The organism is Romboutsia sp. 13368 (assembly GCF_018336475.1).
In the GTDB taxonomy this organism is placed as follows: Bacteria; Bacillota; Clostridia; order Peptostreptococcales; family Peptostreptococcaceae; genus Romboutsia.
Genome location: NZ_CP048741.1, coordinates 131,462 through 150,910, shown reverse-complemented (window position 1 = coordinate 150,910; position 19,449 = coordinate 131,462). Strand labels below are relative to the sequence as shown.

Below are 19,449 nucleotides of genomic sequence, written 5' to 3'. Positions count from 1 at the left end.
AATATTATATCTTTACTTAGTACATATAATTCCTCTTTTGATATATCATTCTCACCATTTACTTTAACTAATTTTATATTAAAATCGTCTCTCTCACTTTGAGATTCTGGTATAGAGTTTATATATCCTTTTTCTTTCAAATCTGATATTTTTATTTCTAAACTATCTTTTTCACCTTCATAATCTATATTCTCTGGATAATCATTTATATATAAGCTAGCTGCTGTTGCTAAATTTGCTGCAGCTGCATAGTCTGCATTCTTTTTCGATCTTTCTTGGACTTCACCAAATTGCATAAATCCTATTCCAGATAAAATACCTAATATAGTAACAACTATTACCATTTCTATTAATGTAAATCCTTCTCTTTTCTTCTTTTGTAAACTTTTTAAATTCATATATACACTCCTTGAATATTATATTTTTTATTATTAGATTGAATTTATAGCATCAAACATTGGAATAACCATAGCTATTATAAACAACCCTATAACTAAGCCTATTATCACTGTAATTGTTGGTTCAGCTAATTTCATAGCTTTATCAATCTTTGTATTTAATTCTTCACTATAAAAATCATTAGTAACTCTCAAAGTATCGTCTAATCTACCACTTTCTTCTCCTATTTTTAACATAGATACAAATGTATTCGAAAAAATATCTGCTTTACTTATAGAGTAACTAATATGGTTACCTCTTCTTATATACTCTCTCGATATCAAAAGCTTTTCATATACTAAATAATTATCTATAACCTTTGATGAAATATCTATAGCATCTATAATATGTATCCCACTTTCAATCAATATATTTAATGCTCTACAAAATCTAGTTGTAATAAGTAGTATCATTAAATTCTTTACAAATGGTATTTTTAATTTTAATTTATCATTCATATATTTCACTTTAGGATTATATTTTATTAGATAGTAAATTAGTAATGTAGAGATTAATAATAATAAAAAAATATATATGTAGCTACTTCTAATAAACCTTGATAAGCTTATAAGTAACTTTGTTAATATTGGTGGTTCTATCCCATTAGCTACAAATATCATTTCAAAGTTTGGAATTATAAATACTAATATAAAAAATCCTGATATGATAGACATTATTGTTAATATAATAGGATATATTGATATACTTATAATTTTAGATTTAAGCTTTTCTTCACTTTCATAATAAGTCGCTAAATCATTCATAATTGTATCTATATTTCCACTTAATTCTCCTGCTCTCAACATATTTATAAAAAAGTTTGAAAATAAGTTTGTCTTTTCAAATGAATCAGTTATACTATTTCCATTTTGAATGTTTATTGAAACTTGTTTTAATGCTATTTTTATTTTTTTATTGGATTCTTCCTGTAATATGTTTAAGATTCTTGTGATTTCACATCCTGATTTGAGTAATATGCTCATTTGTTTGCATAGTACTTTTAATTCTTTAGATTTTATTTTTTGACTAGTTGATTTAAGATTATATTTATTATCTATATTTTTAATAGCCTCCATACTGTATTCCCTCTAATATACCACATTCTTCTGCTGTTGTTATATTATTTTCTATTAAGTATCTTGCACTATCTTCAAAAGTAATCATTCCATTTTTTATAGCAACTTGTTTAATTTTATTACTATTACTCCAATCTTTTATTTCTTCTTTAAGATTATCATCAATTTCTAAAATTTCGTACATTGCCGTTCTTCCACTGTATCCTAAATTTTCACATTTTTCACACCCTATTGGTACTTCTATATTCGATTCCTCTTTAATGTAGTCCTCCGTATCAATACTTTCACTACAATGCTTACATACTCGTCGTACTAGTTTTTGAGAAACTATTCCTATTAAAGTTGAACTTATCAAGTATGATGGTAGCTTCATTTCTATAAGTCTATCAATTGATGATATAGYATCATTAGTATGCATTGTACTTATTACTAAATGTCCAGTTGAAGCTGCCCTAATTGCAGTTTTAGCAGTTTCTATATCTCTAATTTCTCCAACCATTATAATATCTGGATCTTGTCTAAGAATTGATCTAAGTCCAATATCAAAAGTTAACCCTACTTTAGGATTTACCTGTATTTGATTTATTCCCTTTATTTTATATTCCACAGGATCTTCTATTGTCATAATGTTTTTATTTTCTTTTACTAAATCATTTAATATAGAGTATACTGTTGTTGTCTTTCCACTTCCAGTGGAACCAGTTACTAAAAGTATTCCTGATTTTTTATTTATTATATTTTCTATTTTTTCTATGGCATAATCAGAAAATCCAAGTTCAGATTTATTCTTTATAAGCCCTTTTCTATTTAAGATTCTAAGAACAATCTTTTCACCATATATAGTTGGTGTAGTAGATACTCTAATATCTATCATATAGTCATCTAGCTTAATATCTGTTCTTCCATCTTGAGGTAATCTCTTTTCTGCAATATTCATACCTGAATCTAATTTTATAACAGTTGATAAAGATAAATAGGAATCCATATCTAGAGTTAATATTTGATTTAATTGACCATCAACTCTAAGTCTTACTATAACCTCTTCTTCAAATGGTTCTATATGTATATCACTTGCATTTTTATAAATAGATATATTTAAAATTTCTTTAAATTTTACTCTAGCATAATCTTCATACAAGTTTGAATTTATACTTTTATACTCATTATTAGATAATTCAACATTCTTATCAACACTTTGAGTATTTAAAAACCTATTCTTCTTTAATTTCTTTTTTCCATTTAAATTTGGTACTGCACTTTTTTCTAATATAATATTACTCACCCTCTATATAATTTAATTTATTTACTATACTCATTTTTTCTATAGTTATATTATCTTCAAGTTTAGTCTCTACTTTTAATGGGTAATTTTCGCATATGCTGTCTATATATGTATTATTTTTATTTATATAGGATTTTAGTTTATTTATATCTCCTACGACTCTAATATTATATGGTTGTGCTATTGGTGTAGAATTTATATTTATATGATTTCCAGCCAAAGTAATTTCCGAGTATTGGTTTATTCTTTGATTATTTATAGATATAAATTTAGCTCCATTTACTTTTAAATCGTTTACTATATTTAATAAAATTTTATTATAATCAATAATATTTGCTATATTACCAGTCTCAGAATCAGCTGCATCTATATTTATTTCAAATCCTTCTCCATCAATGTCAGCATATCCTAATTCTTCTTTTAAGCTATCTAGCTTTTGATTTAGTTTTGAGTCCTTATTGCTTAATGTTATATTTTCCACTTCTTTTTCTAGTTTATGTTTTTCTTTATTTTGACTTTTAATATTCTTTTTTAAACTTTTTATTTCTTTTTTAATAATCTTGTCCTTATTTACATAAGTAGATTCTTGATTATTATAGTCTTTAGCTAATATACCTATTGTTAATCCTATTATMWTTAGCTAATATACCTATTGTTAATCCTATTATAAAGACTATAAGTATTATAGACACATAATTCTTTTTCATACCTTAATACCTCTTGTATTTTTATTTTAGTCTAATTTATCATAACTTTTTATATTCAATTTATTATAAATTTACATATATAAGGCTATACTAAGTAATTAATTAGTATAGCCTTATATAAAACCATATTATTATAAGCTTTATTTCTATTTATTAATTATTTTCATATCTTGATATTTTTTCTATTAACTCTATTTTTAGTTCTTCTACTTCATCAAATCTCATATTTGGAACATAATATGCTTCTATTATATCATGTTTTGATTTTGCTAGTTTTAAATTAGATATTGCATAGCTTACTAACTCATTAAAAACTTTTTTATCAAAATCAATTTCATCTTTATAATAAGATAACTTATCTTTATTTATAAATTGATTAAGATCTATCTTTTCTTTATCCACAAATATATTACTTACTGTTATAGCAATATCTAAATCATTTATTATTATTGTTTCTAGTTTTTCTTTAATTAAAGGATAATGATATATTTCTACACTCATACCTTTTTGAACAGCCTTTTTATATACTTTTGTTAAGAAAGTCGTTTTACCTGTACCTATTTCGCCATCTAAATAATATACTTTTTTAACTTGGCTCAATATACTATCAGTATAATCTACATTACCAATTGGTGTTATAGCCGTTCCAAATAAATGTCTTTCTTTTTTATATTCTCCAGAACTAGAAATTCCATTAAATAAATTTTCTATAAATTTATCTGTTATCATATTTACTTTTCCAAAATCCATACAAGCCTTGTACTTTTCTTCTATATCAAGGTATATAGGCTCTGCAGCTTTTAAATATTTATATGCTCTTCTGAAAGACGAACTTATATCTTCACCAACTTCTAATATTTCTTTCTTGTTTTTTTCTAAGTTTTCTACATTCCAATAGTCTCCTAAGTTTATAATTTCATCTATAGCTCCTGGATTTTTAGGGTCTACAACATGAGGTGAAGTTCCATCTAATAGTACTACACCTAGTTTTTTTATTAATATTGCATCTAATGAACTTGGGTCTGATGGACAATAATGTAATTCAACATCATATCCTTTTTTAATAAATTCTTGTGCAATTTTTCTCATTAAAGATGATTTTCCTACACCTGGACCACCTTTTAAGCAAAATATTCTATTTATATTATCTTGAATTATATTATCAAAAAAATTAAATGATCCATTAGCTGTATTTGCTCCTGGAAATATTTTTCTTATTTTACCTTCCATATATAAACCTCCTAGATTTTCTATCTATTCTAAAATATTAATTATAGTATCAATTTGTTACTCCTATTATAATTTTATTAATCAATTTGAATTATTTATATATAATAAGAAAATCACTTATAAAATTTTTCTAATATTATTTACTATTATTTTTCTTTCATATACAATTATATAAATTTTGAATATGGGGTGAATTATATGTACTGTGGAGAAAAAGTTCGTTTAAGAGCTTATAAAGAAGAAGATATTCCTCTTGCTACTAAATTTCTTAATGATAGCGAATTAAAAAAATTATTAGTTGTAAACATCCCCTTTCCTATGACCTATTGGGAAGAGGAATCTTGGATAAAATCTCAAAAATCAAATGATAATGGTAAATATAATTTTGCTATTGAAGATATAGAAACAGGTAAATATATAGGCGGATGTGGAATACAACATGTGAACTGGTTATCTAGAGTAGCGTTAGTAGGAATAATGATAGGCGATAAAGATTACTGGAGTAAAGGTTACGGTACAGATGCTATGAAAACTTTATTAACTTTTATATTTGACAATATGAATATAAATAAAGTAAGATTAAGTACTTTTTCATTTAATGAAAGAGCTATAAAGTCTTATAAGAAATGTGGATTTAACATTGAGGGTGTATTAAAAGATGAAATTTAATGAAAGAGCTATAAAGTCTTATAAGAAATGTGGATTTAACATTGAAGGTGTATTAAAAGATGAAATTTTTAAGGATGGAAAATATTATGATGAAATAGTTATGTCAATATTTAGAAATTAACTTTAAAAGAGTACCTCTAATATAAATATATTATAAGGTACTCTTATTATTATGCTGATGTTTTATTACTGTTTTTATTTATATTCTTTTTCTTCATATACTCGTAAACAGGTAATCCTATTAATGTTATTATTAAACCAACTATAGAATTTTTAGGTTGTGTTATTAATGTACTTACAACTACAAATATACCACCTATAGTAGCAACCATAGGGATTATAGGATATAATGGAACCTTATATGGTCTTTCCATTTGTGGTTTTGTTTTTCTAAGCTTCATAACTCCAATAAATAACATTGTATAGAATATCCATATAACAAATATAGCTAAATCAGTTAATAGATTAAATTGACCTGATAAAGAATATAAAATTGATAAACCTACTATTAACCAAGTCGCGTTTAATGGTACTCCATTATTATTTAATTTACTAAATATATTAGAGAAAGGTATTCTATTTTCACTTGCCATTGTATATGGAATTCTTCCTCCTGTTAATATAAATCCATTTAACGTTCCGAATACAGAAATTAATATTCCTATACTTATTATCTTTGCTCCTACTGGACCAAATAATTTATTTGCAACTAATGTAGCTGGTGCACTTACTAGTGCCATTTCAGATGCCGTTGCTACGTTTAAGTATGCTACATTTATTATTAAGTACACCGCCATAACTAAAGATATCCCACCTACAATAGCCATAGGTAAATGCTTAGATGGTTTTTTCATCTCACCAGCTAGTGATCCAACATGTATCCATCCATCGTATGCAAATAGTGTTGCTATAAGTACTTGCGATAATGCAGATATAATATTAGTACCTTCTCCAACTAAAGGAGTCATCATAGGTGCAGATGATTCACCTTTAATTAAACCAAATATAATTATCACCGCTAGAGGCAATAACTTACATATAGTAGATGCTGTTTGAATTGCACCTCCAAATTTAGCCCCCAATGAATTTAATAAAACTATAAAAACTATTACTCCTATAGCAATAGATATAACATATAATTCATTACTTAATCCCAGTAAACTAACACATTCTTGAGCAAATACAATTCCTAAGGCCGCAACTAATGCTGGTACAAATAATATTGTTTGCATCCAACCTGTTAAAAATCCGATTCGTTCTCCGTATATTTCTTCTAGATATACCATAAAACCGCCTGGCTTTATTATACTTGCCGATATTTCTGCTGCAGTTAATCCTGCTGCAATTGTTATAAGTCCACCTATTAACCATGCTAATAGGCCTAATCCTGGTCCTCCATTAGTTGCAGTATATATAGCTTGAGGTTTAAAAAATACTCCTGAACCTATTAATATACCAATTACAGTAGACACTGCTGCACTAAGTCCTATACTTTTTCTTAGTTCTTGTTGATTAGAATTTTGACTCATTTAATACACCTCCCTTATTTACTTTAATCATTTCCCAAATTCTATTCGTTTACATATTTTACTATTAGATTACCAAATTTTCAATATAATATATTAAATTTCAATCCTTGAATATGTATATTCTTTATTATANTTGCTGCACTAAGTCCTATACTTTTTCTTAGTTCTTGTTGATTAGAATTTTGACTCATTTAATACACCTCCCTTATTTACTTTAATCATTTCCCAAATTCTATTCGTTTACATATTTTACTATTAGATTACCAAATTTTCAATATAATATATTAAATTTCAATCCTTGAATATGTATATTCTTTATTATATTTAAAACCAATTTATTGATTTATTATTTAACAAAAAGAGTAGCTAACGCTACTCTTTAGTATTATTCTACAGTTATATCGTAACCATGCTTTTGATATTGACTTATGATTTCAGCCCATACTTCTTCTACTCCAGTTTTCTTTAAAGAAGATATAGGTATTATTTTCTCGTCTTTTTCTAGTTGTAATTTTTTTCTTATTATACTAAAGTGCTTTTGATATTGTCCTCTAGATATTTTATCTGCTTTAGTAGCTATTACAACACAGTCATATCCAAAGTGTTTTATCCATTCATACATCATAACATCATCATTAGTAGGTTCATGTCTTATATCTACAAGCAAGAATATTGCACATAATTCTGGTCTATCTTGTAAATATCTTTCCATTATAACTCCCCATTTGTCTTTTTCAGATTTAGCTATTTTAGCGTATCCGTAACCCGGAAGGTCAACAAAGAAGAATTCTTTATTTATAAGATAAAAGTTTATAGTTCTAGTTTTACCTGGAGTTTGACTAGTTCTTGCAAAATTTCTTCTATTTAATAATGTATTTACAGTTGATGATTTTCCGACATTTGATCTACCAACTAAAGCTATTTCTGGTATACCTTCATCTGGGTATTGAGATCTATTTATTGCACTCATTGTTATTTCTGAGCTTCTTATTTTCATTATTTTTCACCATTCCTTAATAGTGCATGCTCTAACACTTGATCCATATGTTCAACAAGCACAAATTCCATTTCGTCTTTTACATTTTGAGGTATTTCTTCTAAATCATGCTCACAATCCTTTGGAAGCAATACTTTTGTTATACCTGCTCTATGAGCTGCTAATAACTTCTCTTTTACTCCACCTACAGCTAAAACTCTACCTCTTAAAGTTATTTCACCTGTCATTGCTACATTATTTCTTACAGGTATATTAGTTAATGCTGAAAGTACAGCTAAAGCCATTGTTATACCTGCTGATGGACCATCCTTTGGAACTGCACCTTCTGGAAGATGTATATGTATATCATTTTTAGTATAGAAATCAGGATCTATATCAAATCTATCTGCTATAGATCTTATATATGATATACCAGTTTGAGCAGATTCTTTCATAACAGTTCCTAACTTACCTGTTAAAACTACTTGTCCTTTACCTTTTAAAACATTTACTTCTGCAGTTAAAGTTTCTCCTCCTACAGCTGTCCATGCAAGTCCTGTTACAATACCAACTTCTGGTTTAGTTCCTGCTAACTGATGTCTATATCTATTTTTACCTAAATATTCATCTAAGTCAGCTTTAGTTATAATAATTTCTTCTAATGAAGGATTTTCAACATATTTTTTAGCTACTTTTCTGCATATTTTAGCTATAGTTCTTTCTAAGTTCCTTACACCCGCTTCTCTTGTATATGAGTCTATTATATCTCTTATAACTTCATCATCCATTTTTACAAAGTCAGGGTTTAAAGCATGCTCTTTTATTTGTTTTGGAAGAAGATATTTTTTAACTATATTTAATTTCTCTTCTTCTATATAACCTGATACCTCTATTATTTCCATTCTATCTAATAGTGGCCTAGGTATCGTACTTAAACTATTTGCAGTTGTAACAAATAGTATTTTTGATAAATCAAAAGGTACTTCTAAGTAGTGATCTACAAAGTCTTTATTTTGTTCTGGATCTAATACTTCTAGCATTGCTGAAGCTGGATCACCTTTATAATCTGAAGACATTTTATCTATCTCATCTAATAAGAATACTGGATTTTTAGTTTGTGCTTCTTTTAGTCCATTTACTATTCTACCTGGCATAGAACCAACATAAGTTCTTCTATGACCCCTTATTTCAGCTTCATCTCTAACTCCACCTAAAGATATTCTTACGAATTTTCTTCCTAATGAATCTGCTATAGATTTTGCTATAGATGTTTTACCAACACCAGGAGGTCCAACTAAACATATTATAGGACCTTTTAATGATTTAGATAATTTTCTTATAGCTAAGTATTCTAATATTCTTTCCTTAACTTTTTCTAATCCATAATGTTCATCATCTAATATTTGTTTAGCATGTTCTAAATCAAGCTTGTCTCTAGTTTCCTTATTCCATGGTAATGAGAATACTGTATCTAAATATGTTCTACTTACAGATACATCTGGAGACATTGGAGATATCTTAGAGAATTTATTTATTTCTTTTGTTAACTTTTCTTTAGTTTCCTTAGGAGCTTTTATTTTTTTAAGCTTTTCTCTATATTCATCAGCTTCAGAGTTTATATCATCTTCTTCCCCTAATTCTTTTTGTATAGCTCTTAATTGTTCTCTTAAATAATATTCCTTTTGAACCTTGTTCATTTGTTTTTTAACTTTTAAGGTTATTTTCTTTTCTATTTTTAATATTTCTATTTCTTCTAATAAAATAGTATATATTAATTCTAATCTCTTCTTAACATCAAATTCTTCTAATATAGATTGTTTTTGCTCTGGTTTTAAATATATGTTTGCAGCTATTGTATCTATAAATTTATCTACATTATCTAAATCTGCTAAAGATATTAATATTTCTGGAGAAACTCTATTTCCTATGTTTATGTACTCTTCGAATGCATCAAATACATTTCTTACTAATGCTTCTACTTCTATGTCTTCTTCAACATTTTCCGCATCATATGCTATTTCTTCTATAATAGCCTTGAAGTATCCTTGTTCTTCATCCATCTCAACTTCTTTTATTTTTCCTCTTGAGATACCCTCAACTAATACTCTTACGGTATCTCCTGGAAGTTTTATCATTTGTTTTATTTTACATATAGTTCCTACATGATAAAAATCTTCTGTAGTAGGTTCATCTGTTTCCGCTTCTTTTTGAGAAGTTAAAAATACTATATCATCATTTAATGCTCCTGCATCTAAAGCTTTTAATGAAATATCTCTACCTACATCAAAATTTAATATCATATATGGAAATATCGCTAATCCTCTAAGTGGAATTAACGGTAATTCATGTTCTATTTTAGTATAATTCTGTTCCACCAATATCACTCCTTAAAGTGCTAGATTTTATTGCTTTATATATTATATATTTACAATGTTTAATTTTCAATATTAATAATAATCTATAATATATATTGCCCTTATTTTATTATGTATAAACTCTTTATTCCCTATTATACACTATATTATCATAATCTAGTTATTTTTTAATCAAATCCATTTTTAAATTCTAACTATCTAATCTAGTTATTTTTTAATCAAATCCATTTTTAAATTCTAACTATCTATAATAAGTGATTTAATACTTTTTTATTCTAAATATATTATCTTAACTCTTTAATAACAGTAAAAAACAGCCTAATAGTTAGGCTGTTTTTAAACATTACTATGCAGTTTCTTCTTCATCTTTAGATACTAATATAGGTTGTTCTTTTCCTTCTACAGCTTCCTTAGTTACAATAACTTTTTTAACATCTTCTCTAGAAGGTACTTCATACATACACTCCATCATAGTACTTTCAACTATACTTCTAAGACCTCTCGCACCAGTATTTCTCTCTATAGCTTTTTTAGCTATTGCTCTAAGTGCATCATCTCTGAATTCTAGTTCTACATCATCAAGTTCTAATAACTTTTGATATTGTTTTACTAAAGCATTTTTAGGCTCTTTAAGAATTTGCATTAATGCATCTTCATCTAATAAGTCTAATGTTGCTATAACTGGTATTCTTCCTATAAACTCTGGTATTATACCGAATTTTAATAAATCTTCAGGAAGAACTTGTGCATATATTTTACCTAAATCTATCTCTTTTTTACTTTCTATTTTAGCTCCAAATCCAAGTGTTTTTTCTCCACCACGTTTTTTGATTATCTTTTCTATACCATCAAAAGCTCCACCTAGTATAAATAGTACATTAGTTGTATCTATTTTTAAGAATTCTTGGTGAGGATGTTTTCTTCCACCTTGTGGTGGAACGTTTGCTACTGTTCCTTCTAATATTTTTAGAAGTGCTTGTTGAACACCTTCTCCACTAACATCTCTTGTTATTGATGGATTTTCTGACTTTCTAGCAATTTTATCTATTTCGTCTATATATATTATACCTCTTTCAGCTTTTTCTATATCAAAATCAGCTGCTTGAATAAGTTTTAAAAGAATGTTTTCAACATCTTCACCAACATATCCTGCTTCTGTTAATGATGTTGCATCAGCCATAGCAAAAGGTACATTTAATGTTTTTGCTAAAGTTTGAGCTAGTAAAGTTTTTCCTGAACCAGTTGGTCCTAGTAATAATATATTACTTTTTTGTATTTCTATATCCTTAGTACTAGCCTTTTTATTGTATATCCTTTTGTAATGATTATATACAGCTACTGATAATGCTTTTTTAGCTTTTTCTTGACCTATTACATAATCATTTAATATCTCCATCATTTCCTTTGGCTTAGGTAAAGATGCAGTATCCTCTTCTATTACTTCTTCTATTTCTTCTTGTATTATTTCGTCACAAAGTTCAACACATTCATCACATATATATACATTTGGACCTGCAATTAACCTTTTTACTTGCTCTTGGTTTTTGCCGCAGAATGAACATTTTAACTGTCTTTTGTCTTCATTTTTTGACATATTAAGCACCTCTTTCTATCTACGGTCTCTTTGTAATTACTTCATCAATTAAACCATATTCTTTAGCTTCCTTTGATGACATGAAGTTATCACGCTCAGTATCCATTTTTATTCTTTCTAATGGCTGACCAGTTCTTTCTGATAGTATTTGATTTAAAGTATCTTTCATTTTTAAGATTCTCTTAGCATGTATTTCTATATCAGTTGCTTGACCTTTAGTTCCTCCTAGTGGTTGATGTATCATTATCTCACTATTTGGTAAAGCAAGTCTCTTACCTTCAGCACCTGCTGCTAATAAGAATGCTCCCATAGATGCTGCCATTCCTATACATATAGTACTTACATCAGGTTTTATGTATTGCATAGTATCGTAAATAGCCATACCTGCTGTTATACTTCCTCCTGGTGAGTTTATGTATAAATGTATATCTTTATCTGGGTCTTCTGATTCTAAAAATAGTAACTGTGCTACTATAAGTCCTGCTGTAGCATCATTTACTTCATCACCTAAAAATATTATTCTATCTTTTAAAAGTTTTGAATATATATCGTAAGATCTTTCTCCTCTTCCTGTTTGCTCAACAACTACAGGTACTAATGCCATCTGCTATACCCCCTAAATATCATTATTTATTTCTATATATAATTTACAGTAGCCCAAAAGGCTACTGTAAGATTAAGCTATTGTTGCATTTTCAACTAGTAAGTCTAGTGTTTTTCTTATTTTTATTTGACCTTTTATGTCTTCTATATCCATCTCTTTTAGAGAAGATTTTATTTTTTCAACTTCCATATTGTACATAGCAGCCATTTTTTCTAATTCAGCATCTATATCTGCATCAGTTGCTTCTACATTTTCTTTATCAGCTATTGCTTCTAATATTAAAGAAGATTTAACTAATCTTTCTGCATCAGCTCTTCTTTCTTGTCTTAATTCTTCTACATTTCTACCAGTCATATCTAATAATTGTTGTAAGTTTAATCCTTGGTATTGTAATTGGTAGTTAAGTTCCATTAACATGTTATCTATTTGATGTTGAACCATAGCTTCTGGTACTTCTAATTCTGTATTTGCACAAACTTTTTCAACTAAAGCATTTCTCATTTCAGCTTCTGCAGCATTTTTAGCTTGTTCTTCTAACTTAGCTCTTACATCAGCTCTTAATTCTGCTAAAGTATCAAACTCTGTAGTATCTTTTGCAAATTCATCATCTAAAGCTGGAACTTCTTTAACTTTTACATCGTTTACTTTAACGTTGAATACTACTGGCTTTCCAGCTAAGTTTTCTGCATGGTATGTTTCTGGGAAAGTAACGTTAACTTCTACTTCTTCTCCAGCTTTCTTACCAACTAATTGCTCTTCGAATCCTGGTATGAATGTGTTTGATCCTATAACTAAGTTGTAGTTTTCACCTTTTCCACCTTCGAAAGCTACTCCATTTTCAAATCCTTCGAAATCTATAACAGCTGTATTTCCATTTTCTAATTCTTTTCCTTCAACAGAAGTTAATCTAGCGTTTTTGTTTGCCATTTCATTTAAGCTTGATTCTACATCTTCTTCACTTACAGTATTATCAACTTTAGATATTTCTATACCTTTGTAAGCTCCTAATTCGAATTCTGGCTTAACTTCAACGTTAACAACCATAACTAATCCATTGTCTTTGCTTATTTCTTCTACATCTAAGTCTGGTCTATCTATTGGGTCTATGTTTAATTCCTTTATAGCTTGTGGATATACTTCTGGGAATAACATATCTATAGCATCGTTGTAGAATACACCTTTTCCGTATTGAGTTTCTATAACTACCTTTGGAGCTTTACCTTTTCTAAATCCTGGTATATTATATTTTCCTTTTGTTTTGTTGTATGCTTTATTTACTGCTGCTTCAAATTTATTATTATCTACAGTTATTTTTAAAGTAACCTTGTTACCTTCTCTTTTTACTAATTCTGCTTTCATTAGTTTTTTCCTCCTAAATTGTTATGTAATAATTTATATAGATTAACTCTTTAATTATAGCAATAAGTTTTTTTATTTACAAGTGTTGGCTGAATTTCATAAACATAGATAATTCAATAGTTTTTATAATCTTATTTGCTCTATTTTTATATTATTATTTTCAAGGTTCATTATGTAAAAACTTTTATATTCTACGCCTCTTGGTAAAGATGTACTTCCTGGATTTAAATATAATATATTATCTTTTTCTAAGTTTAAAGGAGTATGACTATGACCAAATATAACAATATCAGCACCTTCACTTTTAGCCTTAGCTTCTATTTTATCAAGACCATATTTAACATCATATTTATCTCCATGACATAAAAATATTAACTTATCTTCTATATCAAATAGTAATTCATCTTCTACATTATCAAAATCACAGTTTCCCTTAACTGCCATAATACCAACCCTTGTCATACTATGTATATACTTAGAGTCCTCAAAATTGTCTCCAGCATGTATTATTAAATCACATTCTTTTAAATAAGGTATTGTTTTATCAATACATTCTTTAATACTATGTGTATCACTTAATATACCGACTTTCATTACTTACCTATCCTTTTTTTGAACTCTACCTTCATTAACTTTAATGCATTAGCTCTATGGCTTATTGCATTTTTTATTGAAGCTGGTATTTCTGCAAATGTCTTATTGTATCCATTTACTATAAATAATGAATCGTATCCAAATCCATTTTTACCTTTTTCCTCAAATCCAATTTGACCTTCACAAGTTCCTCTTACTACAAATTCTTTTCCATCAGGGAAAACAACTGCTATAGCAGATACAAATCTTGCACTTCTTTGGCTCATTGGTATATTTTTTAAAGATTTAAGTAACTTTTGTCTATTTTCTTCATCAGTAGCATTCTCTCCTGCAAATCTAGCTGAGTATATTCCAGGTTTTTTTCCTATAGCATCTACTTCTAATCCTGAATCATCAGATATAGCTATCATTTTTGTTTTCTTAGCTATTGTTCTAGCTTTTATTAAAGCATTATGTTCAAAAGTTTTTCCATCCTCTACTATTTCAATTCCATCTAGGTCTACATCTTTTAAAGAATATATTTTATATTCAAGGTCGTTTAATATTTCACCTATCTCTTCTAATTTATGAGCGTTATTCGTAGCTATAACTACTTCATCACCATATTCTACTCCAAGTATTTCATCTGCAATTTCACCTAATGCTTCTCTTTGAGCCTTTATTAATTCTTTATTACCTTTTTCTCCAAGTTCTAATAATTTATTTAAGTCTTCTCTAGAGAAAGGTCTTTCTTCTCCTGTACCTTGAACTTCTACGAACTCGCCTTTATCAGTCATTATTACGTTCATATCTACCTGTGCATTTGAATCTTCTTCATAACATAAGTCAAGTAAATGTTCTTTTTCAACAATTCCTACACTTATAGCAGATACAAAACTTGTTATTGGCATATGTTTTATAGCTTTAGATTTATGTAATTTATTTATCGCATCTACTACTGCTACAAATGCCCCAGTGATAGAAGCTGTTCTAGTTCCTCCATCTGCTTGTATTACATCACAGTCTACCCATATAGTCCTTTCCCCAATTTTAGTTAAGTCAACTACAGATCTTATAGCTCTACCTATTAATCTTTGTATTTCTTGAGTTCTACCATCAATTTTTCCTCTTGATGATTCCCTTACTTTTCTTTGATGAGTTGATCTTGGAAGCATTGAATATTCAGCATTTATCCAACCTGTTCCTGTATTTCTTAAAAATGGAGGTACCTTATCTTCAATAGATGCTGTACATATAACCTTTGTTGAACCCATTTCTATAAGCACAGATCCTTCTGCGTACTTTGTATAATTTCTAGTAATTTTTATATCTCTGATTTGATCGTTTTTTCTGTTATCAATCCTTGTCATTTATAATACCTCTCTTAAATCAATCTACTACTCTATATATTAAATTTATATACTATTTTTATTAGTAATTTTTAATAATATTACAATTACAATTATAATTTTATCATAAGTAGTTATTACTTTTCCATATTTAAGCACATAGATATATATTTAATATCCGCAGTATTTCGATTATCTTTCTTATTATATGAGTTTTATTCTACACTAGTTTACTTTCTACTTCTTCTTTTGAAGACAATTTACAAATTTCTATAAAAGTATCTTCATCTATCACCTTTATTCCTAAGTCATTTGCTTTTGTAAGTTTTGAACCAGCTTCTTCTCCTGCTAGCACAAATGTAGTCGACTTACTAACGCTAGATGTCGCCTTACCACCTCTAGATTCTATCATATCTTTTGCATCATTTCTTTTTAATGTAGGAAGTGTTCCAGTTAATACAATTTTCATTCCTTCAAATACTTTATTTACATCATTGTTCTCATTTTCTATAACCTTAGTATTTAGTCCATATTCTTTTAACTTCTCTATTACTTTTATATTTTTTTCTTCCTTAAAGAATTCAACAACACTATTGGCCATAATCTCACCAAATTCTTCTAAATTTATAAGTTCACTAGTTGTAGCATCCATTATCTTATCTATATCTTTAAAGCTACTAGCTAATATTTTAGCGCCTTTAGTTCCTATGAATTTTATTCCTAGACCATTTATTAATCTCCATAAGTCATTTTCCTTAGATTTATTTATAGCATTTATAAGATTAGTAGCTGACTTTTCTCCCATTCTCTCTAAGCCAACTATTTCTTCTTTTTTTATTGTATATAAATCAGATATATCTTTTATTATATTTTCATTTAATAATAAAGTTATAATTGATTCACCTAGTCCATCTATATTCATAGCTTCTCTAGAGGCAAAATGTATTATCCCTCTTCTTATCTGAGCTGGACAAGATATGTTTATACACTTTACAGCAGATTCACCTTCTAATCTTACTGTAGGTTCAGAACAAACAGGACAATTATTAGGCATATTAAACTCTATTTCATCACCTGTACGCTCTTCTTTTACAACTTCTAATACCTGAGGTATTATATCCCCTGCCTTTTGAACTATTACTGTATCATTTATTTTTATATCTTTTTCTCTTATGTAATCTTCATTATGTAATGTTGCTCTACTTACGCTTGTCCCTGCTAATCTTACAGGTTCTAATACAGCAGTTGGAGTTATAGTTCCAGTTCTACCTACCTCTACAATAATATCTACTATTTTTGTTTTCTTTTTTTCTGCCGGGAATTTATATGCTATTGCCCATCTTGGACTTTTTGCTGTATATCCCATAGATTCTCTTTGCTTTAAATTATTTACTTTTATTACCATACCATCAATTTCGAATCCTAAAGTTCCTCTATTTTCTGTCCAATATTCAATATACTCAATTACTTCCTCTATACTTTTACATATTTTATAATTAGGACTTACAGAGAATCCTAGAGATTTTAAGAATTCTAAAGATTCGCTATGACTTTCAAATTGATGATTTTGTGCATATTCTAAGTTAAATATAAATATATCTAGTGGTCTTTTAGCTGTTAGCTTTGGATCTAATTGTCTAAGTGAACCTGCAGCTAAGTTTCTTGGATTTGCAAACATTTGTAGACCTTGTTCCTCTTGTTGTTCATTTACCTTGTTAAAATCATCTTTAGATATGTATACTTCCCCTCTTACAACTATTTCATCTTTATCATTTATCTTAAGAGGTATGCTTTTTACAGTCATTAAATTTTGAGTTATATCCTCTCCTACAACCCCATTACCTCTAGTAGCTCCATACTGAAATTCTTCATTATTATATGTAAGACCTACAGATAAACCATCTATTTTAAACTCTACTACATACTCTACATCTCCATTTACCATATCTTTTACTCTTTTATCAAAATCTTTTAAATCTGAAGCTGAGTATGCATTAGACAAGCTTAACATTGGTATTTTATGAGTTATTTGATTGAATTTTTCTAATGCTTTACCTCCAACCCTATTAGTTGGTGAATCAATTCTCTTAAATTCTGGATGTTCTTCTTCTAATTTTATTAATTCTTTTACTAAGTTGTCATATTCAATATCAGATATTTCTGGGTTATCTTCATTATAATATTTCTCATTATGATAATTTATTTTATCTATTAATTCATTTATTTTGCTTTCTATATTCATCCTATATCACCTCTTAATTATAAATCTCTTTTAGTATTGCCATTTCAGTATTTTATTATATTTCCAGTATATCATTATGCATATAAATTTGTTGAAAATTTTTACATTTATATATTATCTAAACTTTCAAAATTATAGCATAATTACTAGTTTACTTTTTTTTATTTAGCAAATGTTTTTCTCTGTGTATTTTTTTGTCGTAAAAAGTAGAAAAGGATGTTGATATTTATGTGGAAATCGTTATAATAGTTATTGTAATTATAAAAAATAAAAATTTAATTAAGAAAGGACGACAAAAATGGAGAACAAACAACTTCAAAAAAGTTTAGGTGTTGCTGCTGCTTTATCAACTGTTGTTGGTATGGTTATAGGTGGTGGAGTATTCTTTAAACCACAAGCAGTTTACACTTTAACTGGTGGTGCACCAGGTCTTGGAATGATAGCATGGGTTATAGCAGGTATAATAACAATAGCTGCTGGACTTACTGCAGCAGAAGTTTCAGCTGCAATACCTAAAACAGGTGGAATGATGGTATATATAGAAGAAATATACGGTAAGAAACTTGGTTTCTTAACAGGTTGGATGCAATCAGTATTATTCTTCCCAGCTACAATAGCTGCTTTAGCAGTTATGTTTGGACAACAATCTGCTGGATTATTAGGAAATGAATCTTTAGTATACCTTATAACATTAGGTGTTATAGTATTACTAGCTGTATTAAACTGCCTTGGATCTAAAACAAGTGGTATAATACAAACTGTATCAACTGTAGGTAAATTAGTTCCTCTTGTATTAATAATGATATTCGGATTTATAAAAGGTAGTGGAGATAACGCTATAATAAGCCCTATGGTTGCTGAAGGTATAAGCCCAATGGGTATAATAGGACAATTATTAATAGCTGTATTATTCGCTTATGATGGATGGATAAACGTTGGTGCTATAGCTGGTGAAATGAAGGATCCAGGAAAAGATTTACCAAAAGCAATAGTTGGTGGTTTATCTTTAGTTATGGCAGTATATATAGTTATAAACTTAGCTTACCTTTGGGTATTACCAGCTGATCAATTAGCTAACTACGCTTCTCCTGCTTCAGCTGTTGCAGAACAAATATTTGGACCAATGGGTGGTAAATTTGTAACTTGCGGTATATTAGTATCTGTATTCGGTGCTCTTAATGGTTACTTATTAACAGGACCAAGAGTAACTTATACATTAGGTTCTCAAAAAACTTTACCAGCAGCATTAGGTAAGGTAAACAGCAGTGGTGCTCCAGTTAATGCTACATTAGCAATGGCAGTATTATCTTGTTTATATGCTTTATCAGGACAATTCAACTTATTAACTGACTTAGCTGTATTTGCTATATGGGTATTCTATGTATTAACATTCATAGGTGTTATAAAGTTAAGAAAAGATCAACCAAACTTACACAGACCTTACAA

Annotated in this window: 17 protein-coding genes (1 of these 17 running past the window's edge); 3 read left to right on the top strand and 14 right to left on the bottom strand. The window is 28.2% G+C overall.

Going from position 1 to position 19,449, the window contains the following annotated elements:
* The 5 genes from G3997_RS00690 to G3997_RS00670 form a co-directional block, all read right to left on the bottom strand.
* Nucleotides 1–398 carry the 5' portion of a prepilin-type N-terminal cleavage/methylation domain-containing protein gene (locus G3997_RS00690; RefSeq protein ID WP_296646517.1) on the bottom strand. The gene continues 16 nt to the left of window position 1, outside the view, so 398 of the gene's 414 nt are visible here — the first part of the coding sequence; its start codon is at nt 396–398; its stop codon lies off the left edge, out of view.
* A 33-nt stretch (nt 399–431) separates the two neighbouring features.
* Nucleotides 432–1,514: a type II secretion system F family protein gene (locus G3997_RS00685; protein ID WP_296646510.1), complete on the bottom strand. Its 1,083-nt coding sequence runs from the start codon at nt 1,512–1,514 to the stop codon at nt 432–434.
* Nucleotides 1,501–2,796 (bottom strand): GspE/PulE family protein, encoded by a 1,296-nt coding sequence (locus tag G3997_RS00680; protein ID WP_296646506.1) that lies wholly within the window; start codon nt 2,794–2,796, stop codon nt 1,501–1,503. The genes G3997_RS00685 and G3997_RS00680 overlap by 14 nt, the downstream gene beginning before the upstream one ends.
* Nucleotides 2,789–3,277 carry a DUF881 domain-containing protein gene (locus G3997_RS00675; RefSeq protein WP_296646500.1) on the bottom strand — a complete coding sequence of 163 codons (489 nt, stop codon included), beginning with the start codon at nt 3,275–3,277 and terminating at the stop codon, nt 2,789–2,791. The genes G3997_RS00680 and G3997_RS00675 overlap by 8 nt, the downstream gene beginning before the upstream one ends.
* Nucleotides 3,278–3,656: 379 nt before the next feature.
* Nucleotides 3,657–4,733 (bottom strand): PRK06851 family protein, encoded by a 1,077-nt coding sequence (locus G3997_RS00670; RefSeq protein WP_296646496.1) that lies wholly within the window; start codon nt 4,731–4,733, stop codon nt 3,657–3,659.
* A 198-nt stretch (nt 4,734–4,931) separates the two neighbouring features.
* Between G3997_RS00670 and G3997_RS00665 the strand changes: the two genes are divergently transcribed.
* Together G3997_RS00665 and G3997_RS00660 are read left to right on the top strand one after the other, a co-directional pair.
* Nucleotides 4,932–5,402 carry a GNAT family N-acetyltransferase gene (locus G3997_RS00665; RefSeq protein WP_296646491.1) on the top strand — a complete coding sequence of 157 codons (471 nt, stop codon included), beginning with the start codon at nt 4,932–4,934 and terminating at the stop codon, nt 5,400–5,402.
* The gene (locus G3997_RS00660) at nt 5,392–5,523 is read left to right on the top strand and encodes a GNAT family N-acetyltransferase (protein ID WP_296646487.1); all 132 of its coding nucleotides are present in this window, start codon (nt 5,392–5,394) and stop codon (nt 5,521–5,523) included. The genes G3997_RS00665 and G3997_RS00660 overlap by 11 nt, the downstream gene beginning before the upstream one ends.
* A gap of 49 nt (nt 5,524–5,572) precedes the next feature.
* On the opposite strand, the gene G3997_RS00655 is transcribed toward G3997_RS00660, so the two are convergent.
* The 9 genes from G3997_RS00655 to ligA all read right to left on the bottom strand — a co-directional run bounded on the left by G3997_RS00655 (nt 5,573) and on the right by ligA (nt 18,003).
* Nucleotides 5,573–6,931: an APC family permease gene (locus G3997_RS00655; RefSeq protein WP_296646483.1), complete on the bottom strand. Its 1,359-nt coding sequence runs from the start codon at nt 6,929–6,931 to the stop codon at nt 5,573–5,575.
* A gap of 385 nt (nt 6,932–7,316) precedes the next feature.
* Nucleotides 7,317–7,928, bottom strand: a complete 612-nt coding sequence (yihA, locus tag G3997_RS00650; RefSeq protein WP_296646479.1) for a ribosome biogenesis GTP-binding protein YihA/YsxC — start codon at nt 7,926–7,928, stop codon at nt 7,317–7,319.
* The gene (gene lon, locus G3997_RS00645; protein WP_296646476.1) at nt 7,928–10,282 is read right to left on the bottom strand and encodes an endopeptidase La; all 2,355 of its coding nucleotides are present in this window, start codon (nt 10,280–10,282) and stop codon (nt 7,928–7,930) included. Before lon ends, yihA begins: the two co-directional genes overlap by 1 nt.
* Before the next feature lie 346 nt (nt 10,283–10,628).
* Complete coding sequence (gene clpX / locus G3997_RS00640; protein WP_296646474.1) at nt 10,629–11,876, bottom strand: ATP-dependent Clp protease ATP-binding subunit ClpX; 1,248 nt, start codon at nt 11,874–11,876, stop codon at nt 10,629–10,631.
* 19 nt (nt 11,877–11,895) lie between these two features.
* Nucleotides 11,896–12,480: an ATP-dependent Clp endopeptidase proteolytic subunit ClpP gene (gene clpP / locus G3997_RS00635; protein ID WP_296646472.1), complete on the bottom strand. Its 585-nt coding sequence runs from the start codon at nt 12,478–12,480 to the stop codon at nt 11,896–11,898.
* A 72-nt stretch (nt 12,481–12,552) separates the two neighbouring features.
* Entirely contained in the window at nt 12,553–13,839 is a 1,287-nt protein-coding gene (tig, locus tag G3997_RS00630) for a trigger factor (protein ID WP_296646467.1), read from the bottom strand.
* Between the two features lie 123 nt (nt 13,840–13,962).
* Nucleotides 13,963–14,433 carry a metallophosphoesterase gene (locus G3997_RS00625; RefSeq protein WP_296646463.1) on the bottom strand — a complete coding sequence of 157 codons (471 nt, stop codon included), beginning with the start codon at nt 14,431–14,433 and terminating at the stop codon, nt 13,963–13,965.
* A complete protein-coding gene (gene rph, locus G3997_RS00620; RefSeq protein WP_296646460.1) occupies nt 14,433–15,782 on the bottom strand; it encodes a ribonuclease PH in 1,350 nt (449 codons plus the stop codon). The genes G3997_RS00625 and rph overlap by 1 nt, the downstream gene beginning before the upstream one ends.
* Nucleotides 15,783–15,981: 199 nt before the next feature.
* On the bottom strand, nt 15,982–18,003 hold the full coding sequence (gene ligA / locus G3997_RS00615; protein WP_296646458.1) for an NAD-dependent DNA ligase LigA: 2,022 nt from the start codon (nt 18,001–18,003) through the stop codon (nt 15,982–15,984).
* A 298-nt stretch (nt 18,004–18,301) separates the two neighbouring features.
* On the opposite strand from ligA, the gene G3997_RS00610 reads away from it, so the two are divergent.
* Nucleotides 18,302–19,449, top strand: a 1,148-nt coding sequence (locus G3997_RS00610) for an APC family permease (protein WP_296646455.1), incomplete at its 3' end; no start/stop codon positions are given.

Bases quoted from the DNA above. Each gene is read 5' to 3' on its own strand.
- G3997_RS00685 (WP_296646510.1), bottom strand. From the start codon at position 1,514: ATGGAGGCTATTAAAAATATAGATAATAAATATAATCTTAAATCAACT.
- G3997_RS00670 (WP_296646496.1), bottom strand. From the start codon at position 4,733: ATGGAAGGTAAAATAAGAAAAATATTTCCAGGAGCAAATACAGCTAAT.
- G3997_RS00665 (WP_296646491.1), top strand. From the start codon at position 4,932: ATGTACTGTGGAGAAAAAGTTCGTTTAAGAGCTTATAAAGAAGAAGAT.
- G3997_RS00660 (WP_296646487.1), top strand. From the start codon at position 5,392: ATGAAATTTAATGAAAGAGCTATAAAGTCTTATAAGAAATGTGGATTT.
- G3997_RS00655 (WP_296646483.1), bottom strand. From the start codon at position 6,931: ATGAGTCAAAATTCTAATCAACAAGAACTAAGAAAAAGTATAGGACTT.
- yihA (WP_296646479.1), bottom strand. From the start codon at position 7,928: ATGAAAATAAGAAGCTCAGAAATAACAATGAGTGCAATAAATAGATCT.
- clpX (WP_296646474.1), bottom strand. From the start codon at position 11,876: ATGTCAAAAAATGAAGACAAAAGACAGTTAAAATGTTCATTCTGCGGC.
- clpP (WP_296646472.1), bottom strand. From the start codon at position 12,480: ATGGCATTAGTACCTGTAGTTGTTGAGCAAACAGGAAGAGGAGAAAGA.
- tig (WP_296646467.1), bottom strand. From the start codon at position 13,839: ATGAAAGCAGAATTAGTAAAAAGAGAAGGTAACAAGGTTACTTTAAAA.
- G3997_RS00625 (WP_296646463.1), bottom strand. From the start codon at position 14,433: ATGAAAGTCGGTATATTAAGTGATACACATAGTATTAAAGAATGTATT.
- rph (WP_296646460.1), bottom strand. From the start codon at position 15,782: ATGACAAGGATTGATAACAGAAAAAACGATCAAATCAGAGATATAAAA.
- ligA (WP_296646458.1), bottom strand. From the start codon at position 18,003: ATGAATATAGAAAGCAAAATAAATGAATTAATAGATAAAATAAATTAT.